This is a genomic window from Paenibacillus sp. FSL H3-0302 (assembly GCF_037982245.1).
Classification (GTDB): domain Bacteria; phylum Bacillota; class Bacilli; order Paenibacillales; family Paenibacillaceae; genus Paenibacillus_AQ; species Paenibacillus_AQ odorifer.
The window spans coordinates 1,137,894-1,153,190 of the sequence record NZ_CP150284.1 but is presented as its reverse complement, the minus strand read 5'-3'; the positions used below and the strand labels follow the sequence as shown (position 1 = coordinate 1,153,190).

The following is a 15,297-nucleotide window of genomic DNA, read 5'->3' as shown; positions in this document are numbered from 1 at the left end:
CCGAAAATCACTAGAGGATAAGAGTCTGCCAGCTAAAAAAGGAACCTGACTTCTCCGGTATTAGGAAGAGTCAGGTCCCCTTATTCATTTAGTTCCTATTTCATTCAAGTACAACAGTTTAACCGCCAACACGGGCAAGCTCGCGCATATTTGCTTCAAATGCAGCCATCAACGCAGCTTCTCCGGTCAATCCGGTTTGTTCTACCTTGCGAATTTGCTCCATCATCCGTTTGTAATCCTTCGGAATGACACGAACGAAGTTCGGCAAGCTATCTGCCCACTGATTCAGTACTCGTGCGCCAGCCGCACTACCTGTAAGCTCGGTATGGCGGATAATCAGCTCACGCAGCTCTTCGATCTCCTCAGACTCTTCCACTCTCTCGAGCAGTACCATTTCGAGATTGCAGCGGCCGATGAAGGTTCTATCTGGGTCGTAGACATAAGCGATACCGCCTGACATCCCTGCCGCAAAGTTACGGCCAGTTTCACCAAGGACAACCACTCGGCCTCCAGTCATGTATTCACAGCCGTGGTCACCCACGCCTTCTACAACAACCTTCGCTCCGGAGTTACGGACGGCAAAACGTTCACCAGCGATACCGTTAATATAAGCTTCTCCACCTGTTGCACCGTAGAATGCAGTATTTCCGATAATGATATTGTCCTCAGCAGCAAAGGTAGCTTTCGGAGATGGCTTGATAATAATCTTACCACCCGACAATCCTTTACCTACATAGTCATTGGAATCTCCTTCCACCGTAAGCGTGATTCCCTTAGGCACGAATGCACCCAAGCTTTGACCAGCAGAACCGGTGAAATGAAGCCGAATCGTATCATCCGGCAAACCTGCGGCCCCATACTTGCGGGTCAGCTCGCTGCCAAGGATAGTTCCGACGGCACGATTAACGTTCGTGATTGGCAGTGATGCCTCAACAGCCGTACCTGATTCCAGTGCAGGTGCTGCCAGGTCGAGCAGCTGCGAAACATCCAGTGTCTCTTCCAGACCATGATTCTGGTATTTACTGCGGAAGCGTGTGCTTCCTTCCGGTAATTCCGGTGTATGCAGCAGGCTGCTCAAATCTATGCCTTTCTTCTTCCAATGCTTCGACGCCTGAGTTGCGTCTAGACAATCGGTACGGCCTACCATCTCTTCAATTGTACGGAAGCCGAGACTTGCCATAATTTCACGTAGATCCTGTGCCACGAAGGTCATAAAGTTAACTACATGCTGCGGATCACCGGTAAAATTCTTACGAAGATCCGGATTCTGTGTAGCTACACCAACCGGACAAGTATCCATTTGGCAGACACGCATCATAATACAGCCAACAGATACTAGCGGAGCAGTGGCAAAACCATACTCTTCGGCCCCAAGCAATACAGCTACAGCCAAATCGCGGCCGCTTAGCATTTTACCATCTGTTTCCAGAACTACACGGTCACGCAGATTGTTGAGCATCAATGTCTGATGGGTTTCAGCCAAGCCAAGCTCCCACGGAAGACCCGCATGACGAATGGAGTTCATCGGCGATGCCCCTGTACCTCCATCATAGCCACTAACCAAGATAATATCAGCGCGCCCTTTGGCTACACCCGCAGCAATCGTACCCACTCCAACTTCCGATACGAGCTTAACATTAATGTTTGCACGTGGATTTGCATTTTTCAGATCATAGATCAGCTCTGCCAAATCCTCGATAGAGTAAATATCATGATGCGGTGGAGGTGAGATCAGACCGACACCTGCTGTTGAGCCACGTACTTCAGCGACCCAAGGATAAACTTTACGTCCCGGAAGCTGTCCACCTTCCCCTGGTTTAGCGCCCTGAGCCATTTTAATCTGGATCTCATCAGCGTTAACTAGGTAGTTCGAGGTAACACCAAAACGTCCAGAAGCTACTTGTTTAATCGCACTGCGACGTGAATCACCATTGCTATCCGGAATATAGCGGGCTGGATCTTCGCCGCCTTCCCCCGTATTACTCTTACCACCGATACGGTTCATCGCAATGGCCAGTGTCTCATGTGCTTCCTTACTAATGGAACCAAAGGACATTGCACCCGTCTTAAACCGTTTCATAATGGACGATGCAGATTCTACTTCTTCCAGTGGAATCGGTTCATAGGCTGACTTGAATTGCAACAAGGAACGAAGCGTCAATTGCTTCTCGCTTTCTCCTTGAACAAGGGCAGCATATTTCTTGTACATATCATAATTCCCGCTACGCACAGAGTGCTGAAGCAGATGAATCGTCTGGGGATTGAATAGATGCTCTTCCCCATCATTACGCCATTGATAATCGCCCCCGGAGTCAAGCACCTTATCATTTCCGTCTTTTTCTGTAAAAGCACGGTTATGATGGATAAGCGCCTCAGTTGCCACTTCCTCCAGGCCAATCCCCCCAATCCGGGAAGGTGTCCAAGTAAAGTAACGATCCACGAACTCAGAGTTCAGACCCACAGCTTCAAAAATCTGCGCACCGCGGTAAGATTGAATCGTCGAAATTCCCATTTTGGAAAGAATCTTAACTACGCTCTTAGTCGCAGCTTTAATATAGTTCTTCACTGCTTTTTCATGCGAGATTCCCCGCAATAAGCCTTGGCCGATCATGTCATCCAAGCTTTCAAAAGCCAGATAAGGATTTACTGCACTCACACCATAACCGAGCAGCAACGCATAATGATGGACTTCACGTGGTTCACCGGATTCCAGCAAAATACTAACTTTCGTCCGTGTTCCTTGGCGGATCAAATGGTGATGCAGACTCGATACCGCAAGCAGAGCTGGAATCGCAGCATTCTCACTGTCCACACCGCGGTCAGTCAGAATCAGAATGTTATGCCCTTTAGCCATAACACGGTCAGCAGCCTCGTTCATGCGCTCAAGCGCGATGCGTAATCCTTCTGCCCCAAGCTCAGCCGGGAAAAGAATTGGAATAGACATCGATTTGAAGCCTGCACGGCGAACATGGCGAATCTTAGCAAAATCTTCGTTCGAAAGAATTGGCGTTTGCAGCGAGATCTGGCGGCAGCTTTCCGGTTCCGGTTTAAGCAAATTACGCTCTGGTCCAATCGTAGTCGTTGTGGATGTCACCAGCTCTTCACGAATGGCATCGATGGGTGGATTCGTTACCTGAGCAAACATTTGTTTGAAATAGTTATAGAGACGTTGCGGGCGGTCCGAAAATACGGCGAGCGGAGCATCATAACCCATGGAACCGACAGCTTCAGCACCAGTAGATGCCATTGGCTCAAGCACCTTACGCAAGTCTTCAAAAGTATAGCCGAAAGCCTGCTGTAGCTGTTGTACATTATCATGCTTAGGATTTGGCAGTTCAGGTGCATCCGGAAGCTCATCAAGACTGATCAAATGCTCATCCAGCCACTGGCGATAAGGCTTCTCAGAGGCGATAGCCGATTTAACTTCCTCATCGGAGATAATGCGGCCTTCCTTCGTATCCACGAGCAGCATGCGTCCAGGCTTCAGGCGGTCTTTATATAAGATGTCCTCTGCTGGAATGTCCAGTACACCGGCTTCTGAGGATAAAATAATCATATCGTCTTTCGTTACATAATAACGAGCAGGACGCAGGCCGTTACGGTCCAGAATAGCGCCGATTTGTATCCCATCGGTAAAGCCCATTGCAGCAGGCCCGTCCCATGGCTCCATTAGAGTACTGTGATATTCATAAAATGCTTTTTTATCAGCGTCCATACTATCATGATTGCTCCATGGTTCAGGAACCATCATCATGGCTACCTGTGGCAGGGATCGTCCGCTCAAATAGAGAAACTCAAAGGTGTTATCGAACATTGCAGTGTCCGATCCATCCGGGTTAATAACAGGCTTGATCTTGTTCAGATCTTCACCAAACACTTCGCTCTTAAACAATGACTGGCGCGCATGCATCCAGTTCACATTACCACGCAAGGTGTTGATCTCACCGTTGTGGATCATAAAGCGGTAGGGATGCGCACGTTCCCAGCTTGGGAAGGTGTTCGTGCTGAAACGGGAGTGAACTAACGCGATCGCTGATTCCAGCTCTTCGTTCTGCAAATCCAGGTAGAATTGTCCGACTTGTTCTGTAGTCAGCATGCCTTTGTATACAATCTTACGGCACGACAAGCTTGGAATATAGAAGGATTCATCCTCTTCTGCACCACCGTAACGAATGGCAAGCTCTGCACGTTTGCGGATTACATAAAGCTTACGTTCAAAAGACAACTCATTCGTGACCGAAGCCGAGCGGCCGATAAATACTTGACGCACAAAAGGCTTAGCAGCTTTCGCTGTCTTGCCAAGCATTTCATCATAGGTAGGCACATCACGATAGCCGAGTACTATTTGACCTTCTTCAGCAATAATATTGCTTAAGAGAGCTTCATGCTGCGCCCGAACTTCTTCGTTATGAGATAAAAAGATCATGCCCACGCCATAATGGCCTTGTTCCGGCAAAGCAAAGCCTAGCTTCTGAGCTTCGCTTGCAAAGAAACGGTGCGGAATTTGAAGCATGATACCTGCTCCGTCACCAGAGTTGGGTTCGCTACCTTGGCCTCCCCGATGCTCCATATTAAAGAGCATTGTCAAAGCATTACTTACGATATTGTGAGACGGTGTGCCTTTAATATGAGCTACAAATCCCATGCCGCAAGCATCTTTTTCGAACTGGGGATCATACAGGCCCTGTTTTACGGGCAGTTCAGTGTGTTTCATCGAACGCAACCTTTCTATTATAAAGTATGCAATGTGTTAGGAAAATTTTTCACATGAAAATCTTAATAATTATTCAATCCAGATTAGTGCTATTATTTTATCACCGAGGTATCATCAGCGCAATTTAAACTTTTTTATGATGCTGATTAACAATTGTTTTTGCATCACAGCTTTAGCGAGTAAAAGTTTAAAAAAACTTCATGTTGCATAATTATACATAAATAACGCATAAGTGCATATGCAATGAAAGCGTTACAAGATTTTTCACTCCTTCTATTATGTTTGCAAGAAAAAGGGTTTTTATGATTTTAAATCAAAAAAAGCGTCTCCCAGAGGAGACGCTTTTTTATACTTTTTTTTCAAAAAATTTATCAGTTTATACAGTCAAAACTTGTTCACTATTCACTCCAACTTCATTCTCACGGCTACGTGTCATGAAGTAAGCGAAGGTAAGAGCAAGGAATCCAAGACCAAAGATTGCCAGGATACCTACATCTCCCCACATTGCACTGAAATCACCTGTAGAAATTACTGCTTTGAGACCACTAACTGTGTAAGTCATTGGAAGCAGTGGATTAAAGAATTTCATCCAGTCAGGGATCAATTCAAGTGGGAATGTTCCGGCACTAGTTGTTAATTGGAAAATCAGAATAACGATAACAACGAAACGTCCCGGTTGATCCATCCAAGTAACAATCGCTTGAACTACCCATGTGTAAACTAAGCTTGTTAAGAATGTAAATACGAAGAATAGCGGTTTACTTTGTACTTCCAGTCCAAGTCCGTACAATACAACCACAGCAGCCAGCATAGACTGGATGAAGCTCATGATTGTGAAGGTAAGCGTACGGCTGATGAAACGGTTCATACGGCTAGCACCAAGGACAGCCGAATCACGCATTGGAATAACAATTGTTGAAATCAAAGCACCTACAAACAATCCAAGGGATAGGAAGTAAGGAGCAAAACCTGTACCATAGTTCGGAACATGATTCACAACTTTATCCTCAACCACAACTGGTTGTGCGAACATTTCCATCATTGCATCTGTTTTGTTCACACTGCCTGTTTTTTCAGCAGCATCGCCAAGCTTAGTTGCCAGTTCTGTTGATCCAGATTTCAGATCATCCATACCATCTTTCAGCTCGCCTGCGCCATCAGCCAGTTTTTTCGAACCATCTGCTACCGCACTGATACCGGAACCTAGTTCGCCTACACCGCTAAGCAGTTTTGAGGTACCATCACCAAGTGCTTTACCGCCTTCAGCCAGCTTGCTGCCTCCAGCTGCAGCTTCTTTAAGCTTCGCACCAAATTGTTGCATTCCTGCATTCAGCTTATCGCCACCAGCTACAAGTGCAGATGCGCCTTGTGCCAGTTTTTGTTGTCCTGTCAACAGCTGTGTGCTACCAGCATTTAATTGCTTAGCTCCATCATGCAACTGAGTTACACCAGCAGCTAACTGCTGTGACCCCGAGTGCAGTTGAGTTGCACCTTGTGCCAGTTGCTCTTGCCCACTGTGGAGTGCAGTAGCACCCTGTGCCAGCTGCTCTTGGCTTTGTTGCAGTTGCTCACTGCCTTGTGCCACGGCTGCACTAGCTGCCAGCAGCTTCTGTACCGCTGGATTTTGTGCCAGCTCAGGACTAGCCTGTGCCAATTGCTCCAATCCTTGAGCTACCGCTTTAGCACCCTCAGTTACCTTCGTGCTGCCTGCGGCGGAAGCTTGCAAACCCGCTTCCAGTTTCGCGCTGCCATCTACGGAAGAAGTTAAGCCCGCTTCCAGCTTCGCGCTACCATCAACTAAAGATTGTGTTCCTGCTTGTAGTTTAGAAGTACCATCCACAGCAGACTGTGTTCCCGCCTGAAGCTGTGTAGCACCTGTTACAGCTTGTTTCAAGCCGTCACTAAGCTGTTTACTGCCGGCAGAACTTTGGGCAACACCGTCTTGAAGTTGCGTATGTGCAGTAGACAATTGTTGCAATCCGCTTGCCAACGTGGTTGATCCTGTTTTAAGCGCCGTAGCACCTGCATTCAAATCAGTCACGCCTTGTGTAAGGGGTTCTACACCATTTTGAAGTTTACCTGTACCATCTGTCAGTACAAGTAGATTATCTTTCAGCTTCAAGGCTCCGTCATCTAGCTTACCAGCGCCATCAGCGATCTTGGAAGCACCATCTCCGGCTTCGCCCAATCCATCAGATACTTCTGTAATCTGATTGAATACAGACTCCACATAAGCTTCTGTTACTTTAGCAGATACTTTATTTTTAATTTCTGCTACAGCCGTACCACCGATCTGACCAGCCAAGAAGTTATAACCTTCATTTGGCTCATAAATAATTTTTGCCGGCTGTGGTTCATCATCCATAAGAGTAGTAGCTTTGGCAGAAAAGTCTTCCGGAACAATGATCGACATATAATAAGTATTGTCCTTCATTCCTGCTTCCGCTTCTTCAAGGGAAACGAAGTTCCACTGGAAGCCGTCGGTTACCTTCAACTCTTCTATAAGATCATTACCGGCTTGTAGTTGCTTGCCTTCATAATTAGCGCCGACATCCTGGTTGACCACAGCAACCGGAAGTTCATTCATCTTGCCATACGGATCCCAGAATGCCTTCAGGAAGAATCCGCTGTACATCACCGGAATAAATAGGATAGCAATCATTGGAATCAGCACCTTCGGATTTCTAAGGGCTGCGCCAAGATCCTTGGTAAATACGGATAATGATTTCATTCTGGTTCTCTCCTTATGAGCTTATGCTCTCTTTAAAATGCTTTGTTTGCGAAATATTACGTAACACTAAGTGACTGTTTTCCCCATTCGGTCAATTCAGGGTATAAAAAAATGCCTTGCGGCTCTTCTTCAATGCCTAATCATCTTGAGAATTGTTAAGGGAAAGCGAATCGAGTGATGCTGAGAACGCCATCCCTATCCTGAATCAACCCTTACTGTGCCAATCCTTCGGCGAGAAACAAATGAAAATACATCTTGATCTGTTCCTTGTCCAAGGGAGTATGTGTTTTATTCAGTTCAGCAGTCAATACAATATATAATCTGAACATGACTACCGAGACGATTTTGGGATCGCAAGGTTTGATTTCTCCCTGTTGGAGCGCTTGTTGCACCTCCCGTTCTAAATATTCTAAAACTACGTTCTCGATCTTCTCGAGTCCTTCTCCAGCCTGCGGCGTACCGAATTCGCGATTCTCCTGGGAAAGTTTTATGAATAGCTCCTGCTCACTTCGAAACTCAAGCAGAGCATCCAGCACACGATGCAAGTTATCAAAGAAAGGTCTGTCTCGCCTGATCTCCCGTTCAGCTATCGTCTTCATTTCCATCATCATATCGCGCAGGATCTCGTCAAACAATTGCTCTTTGTTTGTAAAAAAGGTGTAGATGGTTCCCTTACCGACATTTGCAATCTTAGCAACCTGATCCATTGTAGTTGCCTTATAGCCAAATAATGAAAAAGATTTCGCTGCGGCCTGAAGCACCTGCTGTCTTCGATCCACCACTGCCACCTGTGCACACTTCCTTTCTCCAGAAAATATCGTTCCCGCTGACTTCTGACCACTTTACTAATCCGGTCAATTGGTCATTCACTACTTTATCATGTTGTTTTCTAGTTTGCAATACTTTGGGCGAACCTTTTATTTTTTTATTTATTGCAGGGTTTTAACTTTCTATTTACGTCTTACTTGTATAATGTGAGTATAGTATAGATTTCCTAGTATAATTAGAAGAAGGAAAGCATCTCTATAGAAAAGGAAAGTAGCAGGTGAACTTATGCGAAAGAAAAGAGTACTGCTGTTTTCGGAAGGCTTCGGTACGGGCCACACAGGAGCAGCCTATGCTCTGGCCGAAGGAATAAAGCTGCTGAATCCGGATGTCCAGTGCCGAGTCATCGAGCTGGGGAAATTTCTTAACCCGACGGTCGCCCCTTGGATTCTTTCCGCTTACCGCAAAACAGTTAGCAGCCAGCCTAAGCTGGTCGGCATGATGTATAAGACACAATATCATAAATCATTGAACCCGTTGACTAAAATGGCGCTTCACCGGATTTTTTATACACATGCTTCACAGGTGATCGAACAGCTAAAGCCTGATTTGATTATCTGCACTCATCCCATTCCGGCTGCGGTCATTTCCAGACTAAAGCGTCGTGGATTAAATGTGCCTCTGTATACATTAATTACAGATTATGATGCACATGGGAGCTGGGTAAATTCCGAGGTCAATCGTTATCTCGTATCTACCCCACGCGTCAAATCCATTCTGACAGGCCGTGGGATCGCTCCAGAGCTAGTAACCGTCACTGGCATCCCAGTGCATCCAAAGTTCTGGGAACGCTCCAACAAGACGCTGCTGCGCAAGGAACTGGGATTGGCTGATATCCCAACCGTACTCATTATGGGTGGAGGCTGGGGGTTAATGTTCGGCAAAGAGATTATGCATTCCCTCACCGCCAGAATGGATGATATTCAGCTCGTTTTCTGTATGGGCAGCAATGAGAAGCTAATCGCCAAAATGAAGTCCAATCCACTGCTTAATCATCCCAATGTTAAAATTCTGGGATATAGCAGTGAAATCAATAAATTGATGGATGCCTCAGACCTGCTGATCACGAAGCCTGGAGGGATGACCTGCACAGAAGGTCAGGCCAAAGGAATTCCGATGCTTTTCTATAAAGCTATTCCAGGTCAGGAAGAGAAAAACTGCCAATATTTCGTAGAGCTTGGGCTGGCAGAGGTGCTCGACTCGGAAGTAGTGAACAAATGGTTCACTATGATGCTTCGTGAATATTCAGTTCTGGAAGAGCAACGCAGACGACGTCTCGCTCCAGATAAACATCAACCGCAAAGCTGTGCGACTACTGTTCTGAAGATGTTAGGTAACCCCGTAAGCGAGGCAACTGAAATCAGAGGCTCTAGAGCGCAAGCACGTAATGAAGAACCTGTATGTATTACACCTTAAAGAATAAGCAGGTAGTCAGGGAATTTCCCCCGGCTACCTGCTTTTTTTAATATAAATCGGATTGGTTTAAATTTCTACACTCTCACCAGCTTTAAGCGGGAAACCTTCCACTCCCTCTTGATGCAGGCGATCGCAGAAATCAGCTCCATCCTGAGCAATATCCGGAAATGTATTGTAATGTAGCGGGATCACCTTATCCGCCCGCAGCCAGCGTGCGGCCAGCAAGGCGTCATCCGGTCCCATGGTTAGCATATCGCCTATAGGCAGAGCTGCCAGGGCAATCGCGTTCCTTTCTCCAATGAGGCGCAGATCGCTGAATAGCGCGGTATCCCCCGCATGGAAAATCGTCTTGCCCTCAATCGTCAACAAAATCCCCGCGGGTTGTCCAGCATAAATCCAAGAGTCGCCCTCCTGAATGGATGAGGAATGAAATGCCTGCGTAAATTTCACAGTCATCCCGGCATAGGTATGACTACCACCTATATTCATGTGCTTTACTTGTGCACCTTTCATCCGGCAATATTCGGCAAGCTCAAACACCGCAAAGATCGGACAATCATTCTGCTTGGCAATTTCGACAGCATCTCCAAAATGGTCAGAGTGGCCGTGAGTAAGCAGAACGGCATCAACTGAAATATTGGCAGGTGAAATACCGGAGTTCGGATTGCCTGACAAAAAAGGGTCAATAATAACCTTCACGTTCCCCGTCTCTACCAGCAGAGCTGAATGTCCATAATAAGTGATTTTCATGGTTATCTTCCACCTCCAGATTCATATAGTTTAGTTTACCCTATATAGCGCTGAGGTTCACAGATCCACCAAATTTATTTATAAAAAGTATGATTGCCAATGGTTTTAACATAAGTCTGTGTATGATGTACGGTCAGATCCTGTGCAAGTTTTAGCGACAAGAAAAAGTAAGTATTGTCGGGAACTTCCTTTACTCCGGAGAGTGCAGCATTCACCGCTTTTATACTATCATCGTTAGGCTTCACACGGTTAAGACGCCCGTTAGCTACAGGGCTGAACTGGCTCTTCTGATAAATAACCTTATATATCGTGTCGGGGAAATTGGCTGACCGCAGCCTATTCAGAACAACGTTGGCAACTGCCACCTTGCCCTTGTACGGTTCACCTTCCGCCTCTGCCATTACAATTTTTTGTAGCAGAAGCAGTTCTTCTTCGGATACAGCGTAGCGCCGGGTTGCTTTACTTTGCTGCTCCTGGCTTAATAGCTCTGTCCGAGAGAAGTACAATGTTGTGAGGGGATGTTTCTGAGAAGCCGAGACTGTCTTCGCTGTCGCCTGACTACTCTTTGTTGCTGTTTCCGCCAATTGCGACGCTTTTTGCGCAGCTGGCTTGGATTGTACTACATCAGCCTTCACCCGAATAATGGAAACGTTCGATGTGTTTTTTGTGTTTTTTTGTTTTAATTTTTTTACACTAAGCCATTCCACACCCTTCGCCGGTTTCCAAGCGGAACTTAAAAGACTGAATGTGTTATTAAGCTTATTGGCTTGTGTAACTTCTGTAATGCCCCTCGTAATGCTACTCGTTATACTAGACTTCGATTCATCTTGCAAAAGAGAAAGTACGGATGCACGGCTAGTGGATTGCAACTTATCCATCTGCACCCTGTCCATCTTCCCTTCCGCAACTTGTTCGGGTTGCAATAAGCTTATGGCAGAGAAACACACTAGTATAACGCCAACGAGCAACGCAATATAGCGGTTTTGTTTAAAAATTAACATGATATTCCTCCTATTTCACGGCACATTCCTATTGTATGTAACCGAAAACGGAAGCTTTGAAAACTTTATTATCGATTTTAAACTGTAAACTTTTCAATAATTTCATACATAGGAATGGCATACATTCTGGTAGCATACAACACAAAACTATCAATCGTCCAGTCTCTCTGATAGTTTTTTAGGTTCCAATCATCATCCAATTTCAGTAAATTTTCCAGCAATTTATCATCATATGAATTTTTTCCCCGGTACTTTCGAGCCACGGTAAGATGCGGTTTATAGGCCCTGGATTCGCCTGAAAAACCTAGTGGAAACGTCGCTGAATGCACTCTGGCAGCTAATTGATTTAATGCCTCTATTTCGCCGGAAACCCCTATCCACAGGACTCTTGGGGAAGCTGGAAGACCAAATGTGTCCCATTTGTCCAAAGAGAGATTGAAGGGTCTGCCTTGCCCCGCAGTCTTCCTCAAGGATTTCACTAAATCTGGAATTTTGGCCTTTGGGGTATCTCCTAAAAATTGCAGGGTAATATGATAATCTTGCGGATTTGTCCATTTAGCAAAATCAAAATTTTCAGATAGCTTTGAACATGCCTGCGCCACTATTTCTTGCAGCTCAGAAGGTAATTTCACAGCTAAAAAAAGTCGTTCTGATTCGTTCTCTGATGCTTTAGCATCCATGGTCAATTTCACCTTCTCCAATAGATTTGGTATTCTTAACCTATAACATGATCCATATCCATTAAACCACAAAGTAGGAGGAACACATCATGACTAAGTCTATAGTATGTCTACAACCACTTACATCTCAGCAGCAGGAAAGGATCAAAGCGGCTGCCCCAGGCTATACATTTACACAAGGAGACGCAAAAAATCCGGATTTGCAGCTGCTTGCAGAAGCAGAAATTGTAATTGGCTGGGCAAAAGGTATTTCGGATACACTCCTTCGCCCCGAGTCCTCCCTTCGCTGGGTTCAGTCCTGGTCTGCTGGTATTGAGAAGCTTCCTCTCGATCGTCTTAAGCAACAAGGAATCCTGCTCACCAGTGGGAGCGGGGTTCATGCCGAACCTATTTCTGCGGTAATCTTCGGATTCATACTTCTCTTCACCCGTAATTTGCATACAGCTGTACGCAATCAGCAGAACCGTATTTGGAAATCTGATGGCAGTGAAAGCGAGCTGTTCGGTAAAACAGCCGTAATAGCTGGAACTGGAGCGATCGGCAGTGAAACCGCCAGAATTGCTAAAGCCTTCCGGATGAAGACTATCGGTGTCAGCCGTTCCGGTAAGCCAGTCGCAGACTTTGATCAAATCTATACAACAGATCGTTTATCCGAAGCTGTAAGTCAAGGAGATTTCATCATCAATACCCTTCCTATTACCGATGAGACCAAGCATTTATTTAATGCCACCAGCTTCTCCGCGTTTAAAGAAGGCTCCTATTACATTAACATTGGCCGGGGCGCAACTACCGATACAGAGGCGCTGATCGATGCATTGAATCGCGGACAACTCCGTGGTGCTGGGTTGGATGTTTTTGAGACCGAACCCCTTCCGCAGGATCATCCGCTTTGGTCTATGGAGCAGGTTATTATCACTCCACACTCCGCTGGAATTACAGATCAATACGCTGACCGGATCGTTAATATTTTTACCGAAAATGTGAAGTCTTACTTATCATCAGGCACACCTTCTCTAAATCTTGTTGATTATGACCGGCAATATTAATAATAAGCTTTACAAAACAGGAACATCTGTTCTATAATAAGAAAATCCAAAGTTATCCATAAAGAGAGGGTTAGTGCAATGAAGGTCACGGTCACAGAATTTAACGAACAATGGAGTCTAATGTTCAACGAAGAAGCTCAGAAGATTAAAGATATCTTTGCTGATGCCCTCGTTGATATTCACCACATTGGCAGCACTTCTGTTTCCGGACTCAAAGCGAAACCAATCATAGATATAATGCCAGTAGTACGAAATATCGAAGCTGTAGATGAGTTCAACCAGCAAATGACAGCACTTGGTTATGAATGTATGGGTGAGTTCGGTATCAGTGGCAGAAGATATTTCAGAAAAGGCGGAAATAGCAGAACCCATCATGTTCATGTCTTCCAAATGGATAATAAGATAGATATCGGTCGTCATCTGGCTGTAAGAGACTACCTTCGATCATATCCGGAGGCGGTTAAACAGTACGGAGATTTAAAAGATACTCTTGCCAAACAATTCCCAGAGGATATTGGAGCTTATATAGACGGGAAAGAAGAATTTGTGGTTAATCTTGAAAAAACTGCATATGAGTGGTATTTAAATCAATAATCCTTATAAAAATAGCCCCTGCTGTTCATTTAGATCATCCTAAATGAACAGCAGGGACTACTTGTCTAAGAGCCTCTAATCCAAATCATAAATCGAGCCGACTTTCAGTCCGTACAGCTCATTATATATTTTCTCTGCAAAAGCATCAGTCATCCCTGCGATATAATCAATCACCATATGCTCCCAAGTCCAAATTGGCTTTGCCTGCTTCTGATCTTTCTCAAAGCGCTGCAGCCAATCCGATGGAATAATGGCTTTAGAGGTCTGTGGATCCAGAAATGCTCCCCATAGTCGGCGCAAAATCCACTCACTACGTTTCTGCAGCCGCTGCACACGCAAATCACGGATCATAGTGACCCATGCGAAGCTTTTCAACACACTGACGGTCCGCAGCATATCTTCATCTTCTTTTCCTTCCTTTATAAAGGTGACCTTCTTCCAGTCTCCATCTTGGATCACTCCCAAGCTTGCGACAAAGGTACTTACCCAATAAGCCTTAACTTCACGTCGAGTGCGGGAATAGTCGTTTTCACAGGTTGGCATTTTTTCCTTCCAAACCCGAAGAAATGAACTAAGCACTTCCTCGACCTTCGCGCGAATGCCTTCCTCTTCCCAGCCCTTCCAGAAGAAATCCTCGAGCGTGGTGATTTTCTCCACGATTAACCGCTGGATATAAGAATCATGCATAAAGTGTTCATGCACTTCAATCTTTCCGGCTTTAATCCCATCCTCCAGATCATGTGCAGAATAAGCGATATCGTCACAAAGGTCCATAAGCTGAGCCTCCAACGTTTTCTTACCTGCTGGTATTCCCCATTCTTTGCGGATCTCCGAAATATATCCCCATTCGTGCAGGTACATCCCCTTCTTCAGCGAGGTGCCGGGAAAAGGATACTTATTTATGCCTAGCAGCACAGCATCCGACAGATTTAGGCCATCAATATTTTCACGCTTCTCCAGAAACATAATCAGCCGATAGTTGTGGGCATTGCCTTCGAAATGCTCATAACGTTGCTTCATCTGCTCATGGATCAGCAGCCGATCCACACCCGTTGCGCCTGATTGCAGCGCAGCCTCGTTAGTTTTCTTTTCAATAAGCTGTTCCAAAATATTATCCAGCACTTCTTCCCCTTTATGTCCAAAAGGAGGATGGCCAAAATCATGAGCGATAGCTGCGCATTCCACTACCTCTGGATCGATAACAAGACCCGGATTCTCCGCCTTAGTGGTTTCCACTTCTGGATACGATCGCAGCAGACTTTTCGCCGCCTCACGGGCAATCTGCGCAACTTCAAGTGAGTGAGTCAGACGCGTACGGTAATAATCACCCGTCCCTGCTCCGAATACTTGTGATTTACCTTGTAGCCTACGGAAAGTAGGCGAATGAATCAGGCGTGAATAATCACGCTCATAAGCAGCTCTCGACGTTTCAAGGCGGGTAATCTCCGGATATTGCCGGTGTTCTCTTTTTTCAATAAGTGTCATATTCCCACCCCTAACCAAATGTCTGTATATAGTACTTCATTATAAGGCATTTTCA

10 protein-coding genes are annotated in these 15,297 nt (G+C 45.6%); 3 read left to right on the top strand and 7 right to left on the bottom strand.

Translation table 11 applies throughout. From position 1 onward, the window contains the following. Window positions 1-118: 118 nt before the first annotated feature. From gltB to MHH50_RS04880, 3 genes are all read right to left on the bottom strand, one after another. A complete protein-coding gene (gltB, locus tag MHH50_RS04890; RefSeq protein ID WP_076129241.1) occupies window positions 119-4,714 on the bottom strand; it encodes a glutamate synthase large subunit in 4,596 nt (1,531 codons plus the stop codon). A gap of 376 nt (window positions 4,715-5,090) precedes the next feature. Then, complete coding sequence (locus MHH50_RS04885) at window positions 5,091-7,445, bottom strand: YhgE/Pip domain-containing protein (protein ID WP_076129242.1); 2,355 nt, start codon at window positions 7,443-7,445, stop codon at window positions 5,091-5,093. A 212-nt stretch (window positions 7,446-7,657) separates the two neighbouring features. Next, window positions 7,658-8,233 carry a TetR/AcrR family transcriptional regulator gene (locus tag MHH50_RS04880; protein ID WP_076129243.1) on the bottom strand — a complete coding sequence of 192 codons (576 nt, stop codon included), beginning with the start codon at window positions 8,231-8,233 and terminating at the stop codon, window positions 7,658-7,660. A gap of 265 nt (window positions 8,234-8,498) precedes the next feature. Between MHH50_RS04880 and MHH50_RS04875 the strand changes: the two genes are divergently transcribed. Next, on the top strand, window positions 8,499-9,686 hold the full coding sequence (locus tag MHH50_RS04875; protein WP_076129244.1) for a glycosyltransferase: 1,188 nt from the start codon (window positions 8,499-8,501) through the stop codon (window positions 9,684-9,686). Between the two features lie 66 nt (window positions 9,687-9,752). On the opposite strand, the gene MHH50_RS04870 is transcribed toward MHH50_RS04875, so the two are convergent. The 3 genes from MHH50_RS04870 to thpR all read right to left on the bottom strand — a co-directional run bounded on the left by MHH50_RS04870 (window position 9,753) and on the right by thpR (window position 12,117). Beyond that, complete coding sequence (locus MHH50_RS04870) at window positions 9,753-10,436, bottom strand: metal-dependent hydrolase (protein WP_076218346.1); 684 nt, start codon at window positions 10,434-10,436, stop codon at window positions 9,753-9,755. Window positions 10,437-10,510: 74 nt separating this feature from the next. Then, the gene (locus MHH50_RS04865) at window positions 10,511-11,437 is read right to left on the bottom strand and encodes a cell wall hydrolase (protein WP_076137184.1); all 927 of its coding nucleotides are present in this window, start codon (window positions 11,435-11,437) and stop codon (window positions 10,511-10,513) included. 77 nt (window positions 11,438-11,514) lie between these two features. Next, window positions 11,515-12,117 (bottom strand): RNA 2',3'-cyclic phosphodiesterase, encoded by a 603-nt coding sequence (gene thpR / locus MHH50_RS04860; RefSeq protein ID WP_076194205.1) that lies wholly within the window; start codon window positions 12,115-12,117, stop codon window positions 11,515-11,517. An 89-nt stretch (window positions 12,118-12,206) separates the two neighbouring features. Between thpR and MHH50_RS04855 the strand changes: the two genes are divergently transcribed. Further along, a complete protein-coding gene (locus MHH50_RS04855) occupies window positions 12,207-13,163 on the top strand; it encodes a D-2-hydroxyacid dehydrogenase (RefSeq protein ID WP_076129248.1) in 957 nt (318 codons plus the stop codon). A gap of 78 nt (window positions 13,164-13,241) precedes the next feature. Beyond that, complete coding sequence (locus MHH50_RS04850; RefSeq protein ID WP_076279904.1) at window positions 13,242-13,757, top strand: GrpB family protein; 516 nt, start codon at window positions 13,242-13,244, stop codon at window positions 13,755-13,757. 75 nt (window positions 13,758-13,832) lie between these two features. Here MHH50_RS04850 and dgt read toward each other — a convergent pair whose 3' ends face one another. Further along, entirely contained in the window at window positions 13,833-15,242 is a 1,410-nt protein-coding gene (dgt, locus tag MHH50_RS04845; protein WP_038568916.1) for a dGTP triphosphohydrolase, read from the bottom strand. Between the last annotated feature and the right edge of the window lie 55 nt (window positions 15,243-15,297).

What these genes read in the sequence shown, in the direction of transcription:
- gltB (WP_076129241.1), bottom strand. Translation starts at nt 4,714, where the DNA reads ATGAAACACACTGAACTGCCCGTAAAACAGGGCCTGTATGATCCCCAG.
- MHH50_RS04885 (WP_076129242.1), bottom strand. Translation starts at nt 7,445, where the DNA reads ATGAAATCATTATCCGTATTTACCAAGGATCTTGGCGCAGCCCTTAGA.
- MHH50_RS04875 (WP_076129244.1), top strand. Translation starts at nt 8,499, where the DNA reads ATGCGAAAGAAAAGAGTACTGCTGTTTTCGGAAGGCTTCGGTACGGGC.
- MHH50_RS04870 (WP_076218346.1), bottom strand. Translation starts at nt 10,436, where the DNA reads ATGAAAATCACTTATTATGGACATTCAGCTCTGCTGGTAGAGACGGGG.
- MHH50_RS04865 (WP_076137184.1), bottom strand. Translation starts at nt 11,437, where the DNA reads ATGTTAATTTTTAAACAAAACCGCTATATTGCGTTGCTCGTTGGCGTT.
- thpR (WP_076194205.1), bottom strand. Translation starts at nt 12,117, where the DNA reads ATGGATGCTAAAGCATCAGAGAACGAATCAGAACGACTTTTTTTAGCT.
- MHH50_RS04855 (WP_076129248.1), top strand. Translation starts at nt 12,207, where the DNA reads ATGACTAAGTCTATAGTATGTCTACAACCACTTACATCTCAGCAGCAG.
- MHH50_RS04850 (WP_076279904.1), top strand. Translation starts at nt 13,242, where the DNA reads ATGAAGGTCACGGTCACAGAATTTAACGAACAATGGAGTCTAATGTTC.
- dgt (WP_038568916.1), bottom strand. Translation starts at nt 15,242, where the DNA reads ATGACACTTATTGAAAAAAGAGAACACCGGCAATATCCGGAGATTACC.